This window comes from Alteribacillus sp. HJP-4 (genome assembly GCF_042139015.1).
GTDB lineage: Bacteria > Bacillota > Bacilli > Bacillales > Marinococcaceae > JBHIKY01.
On record NZ_JBHIKY010000006.1, the window covers coordinates 117,415 to 135,641 of the forward strand.

The 18,227-nt window shown below is 41.8% G+C and carries 19 protein-coding genes; all 19 read left to right on the forward strand.

The window, feature by feature from the left end; translation table 11 throughout:
• The first annotated feature begins 160 nt into the window (after positions 1 to 160).
• The 19 genes from ACE4RR_RS07465 to ACE4RR_RS07555 all read left to right on the forward strand — a co-directional run bounded on the left by ACE4RR_RS07465 (position 161) and on the right by ACE4RR_RS07555 (position 18,010).
• On the forward strand, positions 161 to 961 hold the full coding sequence (locus ACE4RR_RS07465) for a heptaprenyl diphosphate synthase component 1 (RefSeq protein WP_375534783.1): 801 nt from the start codon (positions 161 to 163) through the stop codon (positions 959 to 961).
• A gap of 30 nt (positions 962 to 991) precedes the next feature.
• Positions 992 to 1,711 (forward strand): demethylmenaquinone methyltransferase, encoded by a 720-nt coding sequence (locus ACE4RR_RS07470; protein ID WP_375534784.1) that lies wholly within the window; start codon positions 992 to 994, stop codon positions 1,709 to 1,711.
• A 13-nt stretch (positions 1,712 to 1,724) separates the two neighbouring features.
• The gene (locus tag ACE4RR_RS07475; RefSeq protein WP_375534785.1) at positions 1,725 to 2,585 is read left to right on the forward strand and encodes a UbiA-like polyprenyltransferase; all 861 of its coding nucleotides are present in this window, start codon (positions 1,725 to 1,727) and stop codon (positions 2,583 to 2,585) included.
• Entirely contained in the window at positions 2,582 to 3,193 is a 612-nt protein-coding gene (locus ACE4RR_RS07480) for a UbiX family flavin prenyltransferase (RefSeq protein ID WP_375534786.1), read from the forward strand. The genes ACE4RR_RS07475 and ACE4RR_RS07480 overlap by 4 nt, the downstream gene beginning before the upstream one ends.
• Positions 3,190 to 4,053 (forward strand): menaquinone biosynthesis protein, encoded by an 864-nt coding sequence (locus tag ACE4RR_RS07485; RefSeq protein ID WP_375534787.1) that lies wholly within the window; start codon positions 3,190 to 3,192, stop codon positions 4,051 to 4,053. Before ACE4RR_RS07480 ends, ACE4RR_RS07485 begins: the two co-directional genes overlap by 4 nt.
• 11 nt (positions 4,054 to 4,064) lie before the next feature.
• Positions 4,065 to 5,036, forward strand: coding sequence for a heptaprenyl diphosphate synthase component II (gene hepT, locus ACE4RR_RS07490; protein ID WP_375534788.1), 972 nt, complete (start codon positions 4,065 to 4,067; stop codon positions 5,034 to 5,036).
• Between the two features lie 133 nt (positions 5,037 to 5,169).
• A complete protein-coding gene (ndk, locus tag ACE4RR_RS07495) occupies positions 5,170 to 5,613 on the forward strand; it encodes a nucleoside-diphosphate kinase (RefSeq protein WP_375534789.1) in 444 nt (147 codons plus the stop codon).
• A gap of 294 nt (positions 5,614 to 5,907) precedes the next feature.
• Entirely contained in the window at positions 5,908 to 6,708 is an 801-nt protein-coding gene (locus ACE4RR_RS07500) for a CheR family methyltransferase (RefSeq protein ID WP_375534790.1), read from the forward strand.
• A 176-nt stretch (positions 6,709 to 6,884) separates the two neighbouring features.
• Positions 6,885 to 8,057, forward strand: coding sequence for a chorismate synthase (gene aroC, locus ACE4RR_RS07505; RefSeq protein WP_375534791.1), 1,173 nt, complete (start codon positions 6,885 to 6,887; stop codon positions 8,055 to 8,057).
• Positions 8,039 to 9,151, forward strand: a complete 1,113-nt coding sequence (aroB, locus tag ACE4RR_RS07510) for a 3-dehydroquinate synthase (protein WP_375534792.1) — start codon at positions 8,039 to 8,041, stop codon at positions 9,149 to 9,151. Before aroC ends, aroB begins: the two co-directional genes overlap by 19 nt.
• Entirely contained in the window at positions 9,148 to 9,531 is a 384-nt protein-coding gene (gene aroH, locus ACE4RR_RS07515; protein ID WP_375534793.1) for a chorismate mutase, read from the forward strand. The genes aroB and aroH overlap by 4 nt, the downstream gene beginning before the upstream one ends.
• A gap of 263 nt (positions 9,532 to 9,794) precedes the next feature.
• Positions 9,795 to 11,333: an anthranilate synthase component I gene (gene trpE / locus ACE4RR_RS07520; RefSeq protein ID WP_375534794.1), complete on the forward strand. Its 1,539-nt coding sequence runs from the start codon at positions 9,795 to 9,797 to the stop codon at positions 11,331 to 11,333.
• Positions 11,302 to 12,327: an anthranilate phosphoribosyltransferase gene (gene trpD / locus ACE4RR_RS07525; protein WP_375534795.1), complete on the forward strand. Its 1,026-nt coding sequence runs from the start codon at positions 11,302 to 11,304 to the stop codon at positions 12,325 to 12,327. The genes trpE and trpD overlap by 32 nt, the downstream gene beginning before the upstream one ends.
• Positions 12,320 to 13,096, forward strand: a complete 777-nt coding sequence (gene trpC, locus ACE4RR_RS07530) for an indole-3-glycerol phosphate synthase TrpC (protein WP_375534796.1) — start codon at positions 12,320 to 12,322, stop codon at positions 13,094 to 13,096. Before trpD ends, trpC begins: the two co-directional genes overlap by 8 nt.
• Complete coding sequence (locus ACE4RR_RS07535; RefSeq protein WP_375534797.1) at positions 13,077 to 13,730, forward strand: phosphoribosylanthranilate isomerase; 654 nt, start codon at positions 13,077 to 13,079, stop codon at positions 13,728 to 13,730. The genes trpC and ACE4RR_RS07535 overlap by 20 nt, the downstream gene beginning before the upstream one ends.
• Positions 13,714 to 14,910, forward strand: coding sequence for a tryptophan synthase subunit beta (gene trpB / locus ACE4RR_RS07540; protein ID WP_375534798.1), 1,197 nt, complete (start codon positions 13,714 to 13,716; stop codon positions 14,908 to 14,910). The genes ACE4RR_RS07535 and trpB overlap by 17 nt, the downstream gene beginning before the upstream one ends.
• Complete coding sequence (gene trpA / locus ACE4RR_RS07545; RefSeq protein ID WP_375534799.1) at positions 14,911 to 15,714, forward strand: tryptophan synthase subunit alpha; 804 nt, start codon at positions 14,911 to 14,913, stop codon at positions 15,712 to 15,714. It begins immediately after the preceding gene.
• Between the two features lie 40 nt (positions 15,715 to 15,754).
• Entirely contained in the window at positions 15,755 to 16,855 is a 1,101-nt protein-coding gene (gene hisC, locus ACE4RR_RS07550) for a histidinol-phosphate transaminase (RefSeq protein ID WP_375534800.1), read from the forward strand.
• Positions 16,856 to 16,876: 21 nt separating this feature from the next.
• Positions 16,877 to 18,010, forward strand: a complete 1,134-nt coding sequence (locus tag ACE4RR_RS07555; RefSeq protein ID WP_375534801.1) for a prephenate dehydrogenase — start codon at positions 16,877 to 16,879, stop codon at positions 18,008 to 18,010.
• The last annotated feature ends 217 nt before the right edge of the window (positions 18,011 to 18,227 follow it).

Genomic DNA, 18,227 nt, shown 5'->3' on the forward strand with positions numbered 1-18,227 from the left:
AAGACTTCTGATTGGCGGAATGGTGGAGGAAACCTTTAATGGTTTTTTCAAAATATGCTATAATAACAGCGATATGCAAGTCCGCTGGCTTGTTTCTACATAAAGAACTAATTTTCGGCTTACATGCCTCTTTTATTCTTAATTTTGGGGGACTTCCATCATGATCAACGCTCAAATACAGGCAGAAGAAATCCGCGGTATTGAAAATGACTTTTTACAGATGACAGCACATCCATACTTAAAGCAATATATTATTGAGCCGGAAATTGACAATGATTTAATTTCTTTTCTGCTCGAAATTTTAAAAAATACCAATTTTTTGTCAGCCGATGAAAAAAAAGAACAAATTTTATCTGCTGTATTCGTCCAGTCAGCTTTTATGACACACGAAAATGTTATTGTAAAGGACGATAAAAATGACTGCGACCACCAGAAAAAACCGACACAGCTTACGGTTTTAGCTGGCGATTTTTTTAGCAGTCTATACTATTATATGCTTGTGAAAAAAGCACACCAGCGGATCATACCTGTCTTTAGTCATGCAATTCAGCGGATTAATGAAGAAAAAATGTCTCTTCATTTCTTTTCCCGAGATTCAGAAACAGAACTGATGGATCGGATAGTTGTAGTAGAAGGGTGTTTTATAAAGGATATTGCATTTCATTACAATGAGGTAGAGCTTGCTGAATTAGCAGAAACCTTTTTTATTCTAAAAAGATTAGTACGTGAAAAAAACACACATTATGTTGCGGATCTCTCAGCTATTTCAGCTTCTGTTTATAATTTTCTGGAATCTAAGCACCATCAGCCGGGTGATGAATGGCTCACTGATAAAGTAAAGAGGTGGCTTCAGAGACAAATCGATTTTTATTCACAAAAATTAATTCGGCAATGGGAGGCATGCATACAAGAAGATTACCCCTATTTGCAGGATACAATGTCAAAATGGATGAATGTTTAAGAAGGTAATGGTTCAGGGAAGGGTGTTCAGATGCACAAGCCAAAGGAAGAACGTGTCCATGAAGTGTTCGAGTCAATACACGAAAAGTATGACAAAATGAACACAGTGATAAGTCTCAATCAGCATACGAACTGGCGCCGTGATGTGATGAAAAAAATGAACGTGAGCCTGGGAGCATCTGCGCTTGATTTATGCTGCGGCACAGCTGACTGGACGATACAGCTTGCAGAAGCTGCAGGCGAAAACGGGTATATTAAAGGTCTGGATTTTAGTGAAAATATGCTGCGCGCAGGTCAAGAAAAAGTAGCCAGGCTTGGGTTTGAAAACATAGAATTACTGCACGGAAATGCAATGGACATTCCATTTGCAGATGAAACCTTCGACTTTGTCACTATCGGTTTCGGCCTTAGAAATGTGCCTGATTATGATACTGTACTGCGAGAAATGTATAGAATACTAAAACCCGGGGGATTGGCCGTCAGTCTCGAAACTTCCCAGCCGGAGAAGCGTGTGGTGAATAAAGCGTATTCTATTTATTTTACAAAAGTTATGCCTTTACTTGGTAAATACATAGCAGGAAAATATAAAGAATATTCCTGGCTGCAGGAATCGACAATGTCGTTTCCAAATAAAAATTTACTGTCAATTATGTTTGCAGAAGCCGGATTTGATAAGGTACAGGTCAGCTCTTATTCATTCGGAGCCGCTGCAGCTCACTTTGCTTACAAGGGTGTGACAGAGGATAAGTGAGGAAAGCCTTGTTATGAAGAAATTAAAGATTATATTAGAAATGATAAAATTTGAGCATACGTTATTTGCACTCCCTTTTGCTTTTTTAGGTGCTGTACTCGGGAGTTTAATAGTAGAAGGAAGCTGGCCGACTTTATTTGAGTGGCTGTGGATTACTCTTGCCATGGTGGGTGCTAGAAGTGCAGCCATGGCTTTAAACCGGCTGATAGATGCAAAAATAGATAAAGATAATCCTAGAACAGCGGAAAGAGCAATTCCGGCAGGACTCATCTCTAAATCCCAAAGCCTTGTTTTTATTTCAGGCTCCTTTTTGCTGTTATTCTTCTCTGCATTCCAGCTGAACATTCTCTCCGTATATTTGCTTCCGGTTGCCGTATTTTTTTTAACAGCCTATTCATATACAAAACGCTTTACCTGGCTGTGCCATGTTTTCTTGGGTGTTACTATAGCAATAGCTCCACTCGGAGGCTGGGTCGGGACTACGGGTACTCTCTATCCGGAAGCGCTGCTGCTTTTTTTGGCAGTTGCATTTTGGACTGCTGGTTTTGATGTCATATATGCCACACAGGATGCAGAATATGATAGACGTAACGGGCTTTATTCAATACCATCCCGATTTGGAATTGCTCGTTCATTAAAGATTGCCCGATCTTTTCATATCGTGAGCTTCGTTTCGTTACTATGTCTGTTCTTCTTATCTCCATTAGGCTGGCTTTATGTGGCAGGGGTGTTCATAGCAGGGGCGATAATGGTTTATGAACATTCATTAGTAAAGCCTCACGATTTATCAAAAGTCAATGTTGCTTTTTTTCCAATGAACGGCATCATTAGTGTTGTTATGCTGCTATTTACGATTGGAGATATGATATTATGAACAGTCAACAAAAAATCTATACAGTAGCTATCACTGGTGCAAGCGGAGCAATATATGGTGTGAGGCTGACGAAGGAATTGGTGAAAGCAGAGCACAAAGTGCATTTTCTCATCAGTGAAGCCGGCTGGCAGGTATTTCGGGAAGAACTGCTATTAGATACTTCAGACAGGCAGAAATGCCTGAACGACTTATTTGGAGAGACGGCACTTGAGGACTATATAGACATTCATCATCTGCAGGATTTTAAAGCTCCTGTCGCAAGCGGCTCCTACCGGACGGAAGCAATGATAGTAGTTCCTTGTTCCATGGGGACTCTGTCTAAAATAGCAAATGGGAACTCTGGGAGTCTCCTGGAGCGGTCTGCTGATGTTACGTTAAAAGAACGGCGCAGACTTATTCTTGTGCCGAGAGAGACTCCTTTGAACGGGATACACCTTGAAAATTTATTAAAAGCAGAGAGAGCAGGAGCCCATATCATCCCGGCCATGCCGGGGTTTTACCATGTTCCGCAGTCGATGGATGATCTGATTAATTTTGTCGTTGGAAAAATTCTGGACGCACTTGACGTGCCCCATCAGTTATTTCAAAGGTGGGGGAGCACATCATGACTTTGAGAGTTGGAGAAATATCTTATTCTAATATCCTTCCATTGTTTTTTTATATGGATCGTGAATATTTAAAAACACTTGGATGCAATTTTATACCAAAGGTGCCTTCTGGTTTGAATGAAGACATGAAAAATGAAACCATCGACGTCGGCGGTATCTCATCCTTTGCATACGGGGCCTCAGCTGATATGTATAAAGTGCTCCCTGGAATGTCTGTTTCTTCCTATGGGAAGGTCGGATCGATATTTTTATTTTCAAAGAAGAATATTGAAGAGCTTGCGGATACGAAAATATTACTGACTTCTGCAAGTGCCACCTCAGTGCATCTATTAAAAGCAATATTAAGAGAGTTTTATGATTTAGAAAACATAGAATTTGAGGTTGCTGAACCTGATTTTGATACAATGAAATCAGCTTCCGATGCTTTCCTGTTAATAGGAGATGATGCGATTCGTTCGTTGTGGCGTAGCGACAGACATTTGTATCGTTACGATCTCGGTCAGCTATGGTACGAGTTTACCGGTCTGCCGATGACATTTGCACTCATGACGGTGCGAAAACAGACAACAGAAGAGCAGCCGGAAATTCTTTTAGCACTCCAAAAGGAAATGCTTCGAAGTAAACAAATCGCAATTGGCACGAACTATAGAGATATGATAGCCTCTGTCCGTCAGTCAGTTGGTGGATCTGTTTCATTTTGGGAGGACTATTTTCAAACACTGTTTTATGATTTTAATAAAAAAGAAAAAGATGGTCTCCTTTATTATTACCGGCTTATGTACAAGCATGGTTACTTTAAACAACAGGTTCTTGACATTGACATGTGGAATGCCGGAAACGAGGTGCAATACTTATTTTGAAGGTGAATGTAATGAAGTTGGCGGACTTGTATATGTATCTGAAACCAGATATAAAAAAAATTGAAGAAGAATTAGAAAGGTCCGTTCAGGCTGAGCATCCGGTATTGCGTGAGGCGTCACTGCATTTACTGCAGGCGGGGGGGAAGCGGATTCGGCCCGTATTTGTTCTGCTCGGAGCAAAATTCGGACATTATGATATTGAACGGCTGAAATATATTGCAGTATCTCTTGAACTCATTCATATGGCCTCACTCGTTCATGATGATGTCATAGATGATGCAGAAATACGTCGCGGCCAAAAAACGATCAAGGCTCAGTGGGATAACCGCGTGGCTATGTACACAGGAGATTATATTTTTGCAAAAGCGATTGAAAAAGCTGCCTTTTTTGAAAATGAAGATATTCATCATGTGATTTCACAGACGATGCTTGAAATGTGTCTCGGAGAAATTGAACAAATTCGAGATCAATTTAATTGGAATCAGAACTTAAAAATCTATTTAAGAAGAATTAAAAGAAAAACGGCCCTGTTAATTGCGGTGAGCTGCATGCTCGGCGCCATCAGTGCTGGTGCTTCAGAAAGAGACCAAAGAAAACTTTTTCAATACGGGTATAATGTAGGCATGTCTTATCAAATCATTGATGATATTTTGGATTTTACCGGCACTGAAAAAGAACTTGGAAAGCCTGCCGGCGGTGATTTGATGCAAGGTAATGTCACACTTCCAGCATTATATGCGATGTGCCACGATCAAAAAGTATTCTCTGATATTCAGGCTCTCCTTGTAAACAAATCACCTGATCCGGAAGAGCTGAAATCGATTCTCGAAGCAGTAGAAACTTCCGGCGGTATTGAGTATTCAAAAGATATCAGCAGGAAATATTTACGAAAAGCATTTGAAGCTCTTGACGGACTACCTGATATATCAGCCGGACGATCACTGCGTGATATTGCTCAATACATCGGAGGCAGAAAGCATTAATAAATAATAGTATTCACTTGAAGAGCACCTTCGTGTTGCTCGCTTATAAAATAGATCCATATTGCTAACGCTTTCACAGTTTGTTATAATCAGAGCGGTAAAATCTGGATACATAGGAAGGAAGCGTGAAACAATGGAAAAAACTTTTATTATGGTAAAGCCGGATGGGGTACAAAGAAATTTAATTGGAGAAATTGTAGCCCGTTTTGAAAAAAAAGGTTTTCAGCTCGGAGGAGCAAAACTTATGAACATATCAGAGGATCTTGCGAAGGAGCATTACGGAGAGCATAAGGAACGCCCATTCTTTGGAGAATTAGTCCAATTTATTACCTCGGGACCAGTATTTGCAATGGTGTGGGAAGGCGAAAATGTCATCAAGGAAGCTAGAAAAATGATGGGCTCCACCAAACCATCGGATGCTTCCCCAGGAACAATACGAGGAGACTTCGGTATACAGGTAGGCATGAATATTATTCACGGTTCAGATTCACCGGAAAGCGCTGAACGTGAAATCGGCATCTTTTTTAAGAGTGAAGAACTGGTTACTTACAAAAAAACGATTGCAGAATGGATATGAATAATAATTTGATTTAGAGACTTGGACAAACCCCACTAAAGAAAAGCTATGGCTTCTCGTCATTTCAAAAGACGAAAGCCAAAGCTTTTCTTATACTATATTACTTTCATAATATTAAACAATTTAAACGATCAAACGAATCGCTTCCGACTATCTAGGTTGATAATCGGAAGCGTTTTTACCTTTCCAGAGACCTTAATATCCCAGACTTTTTAACTATGCAGGACGGACTTTTATCTTCGTGTTACAATGTCTCTAATCGCATTCCTAAGTGAAAGAGGAGCAGCAGAGCTAATGAAAAATGTATCGGAACAATTTATTTTAGACGATTATGAGGTTTTTAAGTCAGGTGTGAAAAAGAAAACGGGAATTGATCTCTCCCGTTATAAGGAAGCTCAAATGAAACGCAGGCTGAAAGCGTTTTATGAAAAAAGAACATTTAAAAGCTTCGAAGATTTTTTACATAATGGTCTTTTAAAAAATGAAATAGTACTTAGTGATTTTCTGGAAAGAATGACTATAAATGTTTCCGAATTCTATCGTAATCCAAAACGCTGGGAGGTACTTAATAAGAAAATATTTCCGAAGCTGATTAGTCGGAGCCCACGATTGAATATATGGTCAGCAGCCTGTTCAACCGGTGAGGAGCCATACACGGCTTCCATTATCGCTGCAGAGCATTTCCTCAGCCACCACCGGATATTAGCAACAGATATAGATAATGTTATTCTTAAGCGTGCAAAGGCAGGTCTTTATACTGAACGATCATTGAAGGAAATGCCAAAAGAATATATTGAAAAATACTTTGTTAAAGAGTCACCAGGATATAGAATTAAGGATAATATAAAGTCTGCAGTTACCTTTAAAAAACATAATCTGCTGGCAGATCAATATGAGAAACAATTTGACTTAATTATCTGCAGAAATGTGCTGATCTACTTTACAGAAACAGCAAAGGAGGAAGTATTTCACAATTTCAGCAGTTCCTTAAAGCCTGGAGGTATTTTATTTGTTGGCAGTACAGAACAAATTTTTAACCCGGCCCAGTTCGGACTGACTTCTGCAGATACTTTTTTTTACCAAAAGACAGAATGAATCAATTTCACAAATGCTATTCTGAATGTAAAATACGAACATTCGAATTCATTCAGAATAGAAGTTTATTTTAAACAATTTTTATGAACCAGTCGCAACAGAAAGAATAAATATGTTATCATTTAATGCATAAAAGCACTAAAGAGATACGATCGGATAGAAAGAGGAGTGGACGTATGAGGTATTTAACAGCAGGTGAGTCCCATGGACCACAGCAGACAACGATAGTTGAAGGTCTTCCTGCACAATTGGAATTACTGCAGGAGGATATTAACGTGGAACTTGCACGCCGCCAGGGAGGATATGGGCGAGGGCGCCGAATGCAGATTGAAAAGGATAAGGTGACTTTTCTCAGCGGTGTGCGGCACGGGAGAACAACTGGTGCACCGGTGACGCTCGTCGTAGAAAATGATGATTTTAAACATTGGACAAAAATTATGGGTGCAGAGCCTTTAACTGAAGAAGAGGAAAAAGAAGTCAAAAGAAAAATTACTCGTCCGCGTCCGGGCCATGCCGATTTAAATGGATCTATTAAATACGGACACCGGGATATGCGTAATGTATTGGAACGATCCTCAGCCAGGGAAACCACCGCTAGAGTATGCGCAGGGGCTGTGGCAAAAAAGCTGTTAAAGTCTTTTGGGATTGAAGTGGGCGGCCAGGTTCTCGAAATTGGCGGTGTGAAAGCCGAAGAAACCAGCTACAGTAATATTGCGGATTTACGAGAGCGCACAGAAGCTTCTCCGGTCAGGTGCCTTGATAAAGCTGCAGAAGAAAAAATGATGCAGGCAATTGATGATGCCAAAAAAGAAGGCGATTCAATTGGCGGTATTGTACAGACTGTTATAACCGGTGTTCCAACTGGTATGGGGAGCCACGTACAATTTGATCGTAAGCTCGACTCGAAAATTGCAGGAGCAGTGATGAGCATTAATGCTTTTAAAGGAGTGGAGGTTGGACTTGGGTTTGAGGCCGCACACCTGCCTGGAAGCCGTGTACATGATGAAATTTTATGGGATGAGGAGCATGGTTATTACAGAAAGACTAATAATCTCGGAGGCTTTGAAGGCGGGATGACAACCGGCATGCCTATAGTAATCCAGGGTGTTATGAAACCAATTCCTACCTTATATAAGCCACTGAAAAGCGTTGATATAGACACTAAAGAACCTTTTAATGCGAGCATAGAACGCTCTGACAGCTGTGCAGTTCCGGCAGCCTCCGTAGTGATGGAAAATGTTATTGCCTGGGAAGTGGCCGGGGCTTTTCTTGAAATGTTTGGTACAGACCGGATGGATGCCATTAAGGAAAATGTAGAAAGACATAAACGATGGGCGAGAGAATTTTAATGGAGCAATTAATCGTTCAGACCAATGCAGAGGCATATCCAGTGTACGTTGGAGAGGGAATTAGAAAAGATGCCTCACAGCTTTTGAAAGATCAGTTGTATATGAAAAGTAAAGCGATGATCATAACGGATGATCAAGTGGGTCCATTATATGCTGGTGAATTAAAAGAAATACTTTCTTCAGTCATTTCTGTCGAGATTTATACTATACCGGCAGGGGAAGAAAGTAAATCTTTCCTGGAGCTTGAAAAATTATTAACATCCTTTATTAAAAATGGACTGGACCGCCAATCAGTAATTATCGCTCTTGGAGGAGGAGTTATAGGGGACCTGGCAGGCTTTGCTGCAGCTACCTATATGAGGGGTATTTCATTTATACAAATCCCCACAACGCTGCTGGCACATGACAGCAGTGTCGGAGGTAAAACGGGAATTAACCACCCGCTTGGCAAAAATTTAATTGGATCGTTTCATCAGCCGGAAGCGGTGCTTTATGATACAGATACCCTGCAATCACTTCCTGATAAAGAATGGCGTTCCGGTTTTGCCGAAATGATCAAACATGCTTATATCAGAGATGCAGAATTTTTAGAATGGCTTCAAGAAAATGTCCAATCCATAGATGATATTAAGTCCGGTATAATAAATAAATTTTTAGCTCGTTCCATTAAAGTGAAGGCGGATATAGTTAAGGAAGACGTAAGGGAAAAAGGAATCCGTGCATTTTTAAATTTTGGCCACACGCTAGGTCATGCACTGGAAGCTGTCTCAGGCTATGGGAAAATTACTCATGGAGAAGCCGTAGGGGCAGGAATGATTTTCGCATTAAAAGTAAGTAATCAGCTTGGGCTTTCAAACTGGAATATTGTTAAGGAAAAAGCATGGCTGGACTCTATTGGTTTTCCGACAGAAGCTCCGAAGAATTTCCATGCCAAAGATCTTATTCAAGCAATGAAAAAAGATAAGAAAACGACTGCAGGAAGCATTAGGTTTGTGTTAGTGACTCAGCCCGGAGTCCCAAGAATAGAAACGGTAGAAGAAGATACTCTGCTTTCTATTTTGCAGGAGGATTACAAAGGGGGCGAGAAAGCATGATAAGAGGAATTCGAGGGGCAACCACTGTCAGTGAAAACAATGAAAATGCCATTTTACAGGCTACGTGGGAGCTTCTTGATAAAATAATTGCTGAAAACCATCTTCAAGCGGAAAGCGTAGCCCATATTTGGTTTACTGTAACAAGTGATTTGAACGCAGCTTTTCCGGCAAAGGTGACCAGATCCTTTGAAGGCTGGGATTATGTACCTGTAATGTGCGCAACTGAGATCCCTGTGCCGGGCAGTCTTGAAATGTGTATCCGCATTATGGTCAGTGCGGAAACTGAAAAATCACAGGCAGATATTCAGCACATCTACCTTAGAGATGCCGAAATACTCAGACCTGATTTGCGGTTGACAGATTCTAAAAAAAGCGTGTAATATGAAGACAGTATAGATTAGTGTAGTAAGTGTATAAATCAACCGAGCAGAGCGAGTTTAGAAGAGTAAAGAGAGCAGAGTGGAGAAGAGCGGAGTGTGTTGAGACAAATTCGGCTCTTTTGCCTGAAACGCTCGTTTCAGGCTTTTATTATAATATATTAACATTCTTCGGCACTCATTAAATGTGCCGGCCTCCCTGCATTACTGCCTTCCTGTCTTCTTTTCCTATGCGCTCTCTGTTCAACATAGAGAGGGGATTCCCAATGACCGAAACAACAGAAAAACTATTTACGGAAACGGCTTCTGCTTATCGAATGGTTCCTTATGTGAGGACGTTTTTTACTGATACGTTAACTCCAATTGAAATTTTTCGAAAGCTTGAGCGCGACGCGGTGTTTATTTTAGAAAGTAAAGATGAGGCTTCCCCCTGGTCAAGGTATTCTTTTATCGGCCTTACTCCAAATTACAGGATCACGGAATTAAATGGAGAATATTCGTTCGTAGATAAAGACAATAATCCAATCAAACAAAGCAGCAGCCTCGCATCTATTTTTGATGAAGCCATATCCTGGCTGCATCCTGCAACACCGGAAGTTCAGGTTCCTTTTAAAGGCGGTGCGGTCGGTGTTGTCTCCTATGATGCAGTGGAGCGCTTCGAACCAAAGCTTTCAAGTATTCAGAATGAAAATACGGAAGAGCTCGTTCATTTAATTTTTTGTGAAACGTTAATAGCCCTTGATCATGAATCAAAAGAGCTTACCTTTATCCATTACAGCGATCAGGAAGAAAGCACTGTGGCTGATAGGTATGCAAAAGCAAAAGACCTCGTCTCCTCCTGCATGACAGCATTAACGAACGGAGTAAAGAAAGACGCATTTTTATCTCCAATGCAGCCGGGAACGTCAATTGATTTTACCGCGGTGAAATCCAACTATGAAAAGCAGCAGTTCATGGACGATGTCAATAAAATAAAAGATTATATCCGTGATGGTGATATATTTCAGGCAGTTCTTTCTCAGCGGTTTGAACGGAAGATAACGGTATCTGCTTTTGATATTTACAGGGTGCTGCGTATGGTCAATCCTTCTCCCTATATGTTTTACTTGAAGGTCGGCACGAAAGAAGTCGTAGGGAGCTCCCCGGAGCGGCTTGTTCAAGTGCAGGACGGCCATATGGAAATCCATCCAATTGCCGGCACTAGAAAAAGAGGTGCTACTATCGAGGAGGATCAGGCCTTAATGGAAGATCTTCTCCAGGATGATAAAGAGCGAGCAGAGCATTATATGCTCGTTGATTTAGCCAGAAATGATGTCGGAAGAGTAGCGGAATATGGAAGTGTTGAGACCCCGGTTCTTCTGGAAATAGGGAAATTTTCACATGTAATGCATATTATTTCTAAGGTAACCGGGAAAATTTCAGACCAGACAAAAGCAGTGGATGCACTTCAGGCATCTTTTCCGGCCGGAACTGTTTCAGGAGCACCAAAAATCCGAGCTATGGAAATCTTAAAAGAACTCGAGCCAGATAAGAGAGGAATGTATGCAGGCGCTGTCTGCTATATGGGGTTTGATGGGAATTTGGATTCTTGTATTGCAATCAGAACCATGATTATTGAAGAAGGAAAAGCAAAAATTCAGGCAGGCGCAGGCATTGTGGCAGATTCAGTACCGGAAAATGAATATGAAGAGACACGTAATAAAGCGGCAGCGCTGATAAAAGCAGTAGAAACAGCAGAGCAAATGTTCAGCAGAGATGAGGAGGAGAAGAGAATTGATAAAGAACATTCTAGGCAAATGTATTGAAGGGGCAAGTTTAACTGAGCAGGAAGCAAAAACGGTCATGGATGAAGTAATGAGTGGAAAAGCAACGGAAAGCCAGATAGCAAGTCTCTTGACGATATTACGTTTTCGAGGAGAAACAGTAGATGAAATGACTGGTTTTGCACGTTCCATGCGTGATCACGTTCTGTCTATTCCACACGAGGAAACAAACGTAATTGATACATGCGGGACAGGCGGCGACCAAAGCTCCACTTATAATATTTCTACCGCCTCGGCCATTGCACTATCATCTTTTGGTCTAAAGGTTGCAAAGCATGGTAATCGTTCCGTGTCTTCAAAAAGCGGGAGTGCAGACGTTTTGGAACAGCTGCAGATTTCAGTTCAAACAACTCCAGATGCAGCTTCAGAAAGCCTGAGAAGAAATGGTATGGCTTTCTTGTTCGCTCCTCTCTATCATGTGGCGATGAAGCATGCTGTCAATCCGAGAAAAGAAATAGGATTCAGGACGATATTTAATCTGCTCGGTCCACTGACAAACCCGGCAAATGCTGAAGCCCAAGTTATCGGAGTATTTAATAAGGAATACGGTTTAAAAATGGCTGAAACATTGCAGAGACTGGGCACGAGAAGAGCATTATTTGTTACAGGAGAAGACGGTCTTGACGAAATAACGATTACAGGCAGGTCTTTCATTACAGAAGTTAATAACGGAAAAATAACTCAATACGAAATCAAACCGGAGGACCTGGGAGCAAAAACAGCTGAATTAAAAGAAGTGCAGGTATCCACTCCGAAGGCAAGTGCGGACCTTATTAAGGCTGTTTTTTCGGGAAAGGCTGCAGGGCCGGCAGCAGACATTTTACTTTTAAACGTCGCGGCAGGACTCTATATCGCAGGGCATACAGATTCTTTAGCAGCAGGATTTCAGGAAGGAAAACAGGCACTTATAGAGGGAAGTTATTTGAAGCAGCTTACTATCCTGCAGGATGAGAAGGTGGAAGAACAACATGCTTAATAAAATTTTAGAGACAAAAAAAGAAGAAATAAAGCACTTAAAGCTGCCGAATAAAATGAAGGTGAAGCATGTTTCTTTAAAGGAAGCTCTTTTACATGATCCAGAGCAGGTGCAGGTACTCGCAGAGGTGAAAAAAGCCTCGCCTTCAAAAGGCCTGATCCGGGAGAATTTTCATCCTGCTGAAATTGCTGCTGCCTACGAAAGAGGCGGCGCGGCTGCTTTATCGATTTTAACAGATGAAAAATATTTTCAAGGAAGCAGAAACTATTTAATGTACGTGAAGCAGCTAGTTTCTCTGCCAGTGCTCCGTAAAGACTTCATAATTGATAAAATCCAGGTTGAAGAAAGTGCGCGGATGGGCGCAGATGCTATCTTGTTAATTGCCGCTGCTCTTTCTCCAACGGAATTATATACATTGTATAAGGAAGCAGTGGATCAAGGCATGGAAGTTCTTGTTGAATTTCACTCTCAGCTGGAAATTGAACAGGTGTTCGAAGTATTTGAACCTGAAATTGCAGGAATTAATAACCGGGATCTGCACACCTTTGAAACGAGCTTAGAGGTTACTGCTTCCCTTTCATCCTTCATTCCACAAAACTGTGTCCTCGTGAGTGAGAGTGGTATATATACGAAGGAGGATGTTGAAAAAGTCCGCCAATCTGGGGCAAAAGCAGTTCTGGTGGGGGAATCTCTTATGCGTGAAGAAAATGTTGAGAACGCATTGAGGCGATTAAAAGGAGAGAACAACAATGGCACGTCCGCTTTATAAATGCTGCGGTCTCCATTCAGAGGAAGATGTCCGTATCATTGCACAATCTGGCGCAGATATAGCAGGGTTTGTCATGGCAGAGAGCAGGCGTAAAATTCGGCCGGAAGAGGTGACTTCCTGGTTGGAAAAGTACCCCCTCTCTGGAAAAAAGACCGCTCTTTTATTTGTGAATGCAGATATGAATGAGATAGTAGAATCATTTAAGCATATTCGTCCCGAAATCATACAGCTGCATGGAGAAGAATCAATAGAGCAGATAAAGTCTATCCAGGAACGGCTGCCTGCTGAAGTATGGAAAGCGTTGCCTCATGACAATACAACCATCGGCAAAATGAATGCTTATCTTCCTTATGTGGATGGTTTCGTAATAGACGCTAAAGTGAAGGGATTAAGAGGCGGCACTGGTAAGCAGTTTGATTGGAATCACGTGCCGGATTATGTGCTGTTTGGAAAGAAAAATAATATTCCCGTCTTGATTGCCGGCGGGATTAATCATTCTAATATTGATGAACTGCTGGGATTTGAACCATACGGTGTTGATGTCTCCAGTGGAATTGAAAAAGAAGGAAGAAAAAATTCTCATTTAGTGAATCAAATAGAAAAGAGGCTGAATAAGAATGAGGAATTATCCTGACGACAGAGGAAGGTTTGGCTCGTTCGGAGGCAAATATGTGCCGGAAACGTTAATGTATGCGCTGGATGAGCTTGAGAAGGCATTCGAAGAAGCGTGGAATGATGCTTTTTTTATGGACGAATATAATCAAACTCTTGCTGAATACGCAGGAAGACCAACTCCGCTGACTTTTGCTGAACGGTTAACAAAGAAAATAGGCGGTGCAAGGATATATTTAAAAAGAGAGGATCTTCTTCATACCGGTGCCCATAAATTGAATAATGCAATTGGACAGGCTCTGCTCGCCAAAAGAATGGGAAAAAAGAAAGTTGTTGCAGAAACGGGGGCAGGGCAGCACGGTGTGGCCACTGCAACAGTTTGTGCAAGACTGGGCCTGGAGTGCAGAGTTTTCATGGGAGAAGAGGACATGAAACGCCAGGAGCTTAATGTGTTTCGAATGGAACTGCTCGGAGCAGAAGTTATTCCTGCTGTCTCCGGAAGTAAGACGTTAAAAGATGCTACCAATGAAGCTATCCGCTACTGGGTGGCAAACGTAGAAGATACTTTTTATTTAATAGGATCTGTTGTGGGTCCTCATCCTTATCCAAAAATGGTTAGAAATTTTCAAAGGATTATTGGGGATGAAACGAAAGCACAGCTCCATCAAATTGAACAGCAGCTTCCCGATGCTGCTGCGGCGTGTGTTGGTGGCGGCAGCAACGCCATTGGTTTGTTTTATCCTTTTTTAGAAGATGATGTAAAACTATATGGAGCGGAGGCGGCAGGGCTGGGGATTCATACTGAAAAACATGCTGCTACGATCAGTAAGGGAACGAAAGGTGTTATCCATGGGTCTCTGACGTATTTAATTCAAGATGAAAACGGCCAGATTATTGAACCTTATTCGATTTCAGCTGGTCTGGACTATCCGGGAATTGGACCGGAGCATGCTCACCTTGCTGAAAGTGGCAGGGTTGAATACAGTGGTGTAACAGATGAAGAATCTCTGGCTGCTCTTTCACTGCTGACTAGAACAGAAGGGATTCTCCCTGCAATTGAAAGCGCTCATGCCCTTCACCTGGCCTTTGAAAAAGCAGAACAAATGCCCGAGAATTCAGTTATGGTGATTTGTTTGTCAGGCCGCGGCGATAAAGATGTAAATTCAATTAAGAAATCGATGGAACATGGGGAGGGGAATTAAATGGCTAGATTAGCTGTCTTAGAAGCGGCTGAGAGAGCAGAGTACCCATTGTTCGTACCGTTTATTATGGCCGGGGATCCAAATGTGGAGACAACTATTGCCCTCGCATTGAAATTGCAGGAAACGGGTGCTCATATACTTGAGCTCGGAATTCCTTATTCTGACCCTCTGGCAGACGGTCCAGTTTTACAGCGATCAGCAAAAAGAGCAATTGACGGAGGCATGAGTCTCAGCAGAGCACTGTCTATCGTGCCGGAAATGCGACGGAGCGGCCTTACAATTCCAGTTATTATTTTTACTTATTATAATCCGGTGATGCGGATGGGGGAAGAAATTTTTCTTAATAAGGTAAAAGAAAACGAGGCAGACGGCATATTAATTCCGGATCTCCCCTTTGAAGAAAGTACTGAATTGAGTCGAGCTGCAAAATGTAAAGAGCTTGCAAATATTTCACTGGTTGCTCCTACATCTGCAGGCAGAATAGAGAAAATAGCAAAAGCTGCAGAAGGTTTTTTATATTGTGTCTCAAGTTTAGGAGTTACAGGCACACGGGACAGCTTTCCTCCAGAAGCCTACAAATTTATCGAAACGGTGAAAAAGCACAGTGACGTTCCGGTAGCAGTAGGATTTGGTATTTCCAATAATGAACAGGTAAAGAAATTAGAAGGTGCGTGTGCAGGCGTAATTGTCGGCAGCGCCATCATGAAAAAAGTCGAGGAAAAGCTTGAGGATTTGTCTAAGCCGGATAACAAAGAGGCGCTTAATGATATAAAATTATTTGTTTCTTCTATAGTTTCGTCGTAATATGGGGGAAGATGAAAAATGAGGAGACGGGGTGTATCCAATGAGAATAAAACCGCAATTATTAGGAATGGAGCCATACAAACCGGGAAAACCCATTGAAGAGGTAAAAAAAGAGCTTGGGCTCTCTGAGGTACAAAAGCTGGCATCAAATGAAAATCCTTTTGGTGCCTCTGAAAATGCAATAAAAGCAATCAGAGAGGCAGCTTCTAATCCGCAGATATATCCGGACGGCTATGCATCTGAGCTGCGCAGAGCAGTGGCAGAGCATGTAAATGTAAAAGAACAGCAATTAATATTCGGAGCGGGTTCTGATGAGGTAATCCTGATGCTCTGCCGGTCATTATTAGGGCCGGATACGAACACTGTTATGGCCGCTCCAACTTTTTCACAATATAAACATAACGCCGTTATAGAAGGTGCAGAAATTAGAGAAGTACCATTGCGGGACGGGACCCACGATCTAAATGCTATGCTGAAGCTGATAGATGAAAATACGAGAATTGTATGGGTGTGTAACCCCAACAATCCTTCAGGGACTTATACGACAAAACGCGAATGGAGCCAATTTCTTGCAAGTGTCCCGGAGCATGTCCTTGTGGTTTCCGATGAAGCGTATAAAGAATATGTGACAGCAGAGGATTATCCTGATTCACTAAACGATTTAAATAGATATAAAAATCTTATGATTCTCCGAACATTTTCAAAAGCGTACGGGCTGGCTTCACTTCGAATAGGGTATGGAATCGGGCACAGTGATTTTATACAGTCTCTTGATCCAGTCAGGCCACCATTCAATACAACAACTATTGCCCAGAAGGCGGCATTAGCAGCGGTCAAGGATCAAGCATATATTCAGGAATGCTTTCACCGCAATTATAAAGGACTTGAAAAGCTCGAAACTTACTGTAAGCATAAAAACCTTGAATATCTGCCTTCGCAGGCTAATTTTATGCTGATATATACTGGAATTTCCGGTGATAAAATGTTCAGCTCCCTTCTACAAAAAGGGTATATTATCCGATCCGGGGAAGCATTGGGCTTTCCAAATGCGATCCGTGTCACTATTGGTTCGGATGAGCAGATGATTGGTTTTCTTGAGGCTTTTGAAGAAAGCCTGGAGGAGCATAAACAAATGTTGTAACGATAGGAGTGGAGAAGACTAATGTCTCCCGAAAATAACCATGGGGATTTACGCACAAAAAGAAAGATATGTGTAGTTGGGATGGGTTTGATAGGCGGTTCCATTGCATTAGCAATAAAGGATGAACATGACGTATACATCCATGGAGTCGATATTGATGATAAACAGTTGAAACTCGCTCAATCCCTGCAGATAATAGATGAAGGCACGTATAGTATACAAGAAGGCGTCCGTAATGCTGACCTCGTAATTCTGGCCACTCCTGTAACGAAAACGGAGCTCATCTTAAAAAAACTCGAACAGGCTGACTTAAAAGAAGGTGCCATTGTTACGGACGTTGGGAGCACGAAGTCACGAATTTTTCATGCTTCTGCAGAACTTCACAAAAATGGAGTCACATTTATTGGCGGCCACCCAATGGCAGGATCTCACAAAAGCGGGGTCCAGGCAGCTATGGGCCGTCTATTTGAGAACGCCTTTTATGTGCTTACGCCAAGCGGCAATACACACGCGAATAAAGTAATACAGCTGCAAAATTGGCTTAAGGGGACAAAAGCCAGGTTTATTCAAATGACGCCTGAGCAGCATGACCGACTGGCTGGGCTGATCAGTCATTTTCCTCATATAATTTCCGCCGCGCTAGTTCATCAAGTTAAAAACACTGAATCCGACAGCGCTCTTGCAACAAGGCTGGCGGCAGGAGGATTTCGTGATATTACGAGAATTGCCTCCGCAAGCCCAGTCATGTGGAGAGATGTTTTACTCCATAATAAAGAAATAATTCTTACATTGCTGGCGGAATGGAAAAATGAAATGAGTGAGATAGAGAGTATGATTGCAGCGGATGACGAGGAACGCATCCTCAATTACTTTCTAACCGCAAAATCATTTCGGGACGGCCTCCCGGCAAAAGAAAAAGGAGCATTGCCATCCTTTTACGATCTATTTGTGGATGTGCCTGACCACCCGGGTGTGATCTCAGATGTAACGGGCATTTTAGGAAAAGCAGGCATCAGTATCACTAACATCCGAATAATTGAAACCAGAGAAGATATTATGGGGGTCCTGCAGCTTTCTTTCCGTACAGACATTGACCGTGAGGATGGACGGCTTCAATTAGAGAATGCTCTTTATGACACATACACCATGTCTTAATTGGTGGTGAGAGGCACGTGTTTACATTATACAAGACGACCTGTGGAGAAATAAAAGGGCCGCACATCACCTGCACAGCGCAGGCGAAGGTTAAAATTCACACCACACGAAAATTAAGTAAGTTTAAAGGAGATAATTCAACCAATTGTATGATAATTGGTTGATAAATTTCTCTTCAATCCATGCCACATAAGCACTTTAAAAATTCTATTTTAGT

Bases quoted from the DNA above. Each gene is read 5' to 3' on its own strand.
- ACE4RR_RS07465 (WP_375534783.1), top strand. From the start codon at position 161: ATGATCAACGCTCAAATACAGGCAGAAGAAATCCGCGGTATTGAAAAT.
- ACE4RR_RS07470 (WP_375534784.1), top strand. From the start codon at position 992: ATGCACAAGCCAAAGGAAGAACGTGTCCATGAAGTGTTCGAGTCAATA.
- ACE4RR_RS07475 (WP_375534785.1), top strand. From the start codon at position 1,725: ATGAAGAAATTAAAGATTATATTAGAAATGATAAAATTTGAGCATACG.
- ACE4RR_RS07480 (WP_375534786.1), top strand. From the start codon at position 2,582: ATGAACAGTCAACAAAAAATCTATACAGTAGCTATCACTGGTGCAAGC.
- ACE4RR_RS07485 (WP_375534787.1), top strand. From the start codon at position 3,190: ATGACTTTGAGAGTTGGAGAAATATCTTATTCTAATATCCTTCCATTG.
- hepT (WP_375534788.1), top strand. From the start codon at position 4,065: ATGAAGTTGGCGGACTTGTATATGTATCTGAAACCAGATATAAAAAAA.
- ndk (WP_375534789.1), top strand. From the start codon at position 5,170: ATGGAAAAAACTTTTATTATGGTAAAGCCGGATGGGGTACAAAGAAAT.
- ACE4RR_RS07500 (WP_375534790.1), top strand. From the start codon at position 5,908: ATGAAAAATGTATCGGAACAATTTATTTTAGACGATTATGAGGTTTTT.
- aroC (WP_375534791.1), top strand. From the start codon at position 6,885: ATGAGGTATTTAACAGCAGGTGAGTCCCATGGACCACAGCAGACAACG.
- aroB (WP_375534792.1), top strand. From the start codon at position 8,039: ATGGGCGAGAGAATTTTAATGGAGCAATTAATCGTTCAGACCAATGCA.
- aroH (WP_375534793.1), top strand. From the start codon at position 9,148: ATGATAAGAGGAATTCGAGGGGCAACCACTGTCAGTGAAAACAATGAA.
- trpE (WP_375534794.1), top strand. From the start codon at position 9,795: ATGACCGAAACAACAGAAAAACTATTTACGGAAACGGCTTCTGCTTAT.
- trpC (WP_375534796.1), top strand. From the start codon at position 12,320: ATGCTTAATAAAATTTTAGAGACAAAAAAAGAAGAAATAAAGCACTTA.
- ACE4RR_RS07535 (WP_375534797.1), top strand. From the start codon at position 13,077: ATGGCACGTCCGCTTTATAAATGCTGCGGTCTCCATTCAGAGGAAGAT.
- trpB (WP_375534798.1), top strand. From the start codon at position 13,714: ATGAGGAATTATCCTGACGACAGAGGAAGGTTTGGCTCGTTCGGAGGC.
- trpA (WP_375534799.1), top strand. From the start codon at position 14,911: ATGGCTAGATTAGCTGTCTTAGAAGCGGCTGAGAGAGCAGAGTACCCA.
- hisC (WP_375534800.1), top strand. From the start codon at position 15,755: ATGAGAATAAAACCGCAATTATTAGGAATGGAGCCATACAAACCGGGA.
- ACE4RR_RS07555 (WP_375534801.1), top strand. From the start codon at position 16,877: ATGTCTCCCGAAAATAACCATGGGGATTTACGCACAAAAAGAAAGATA.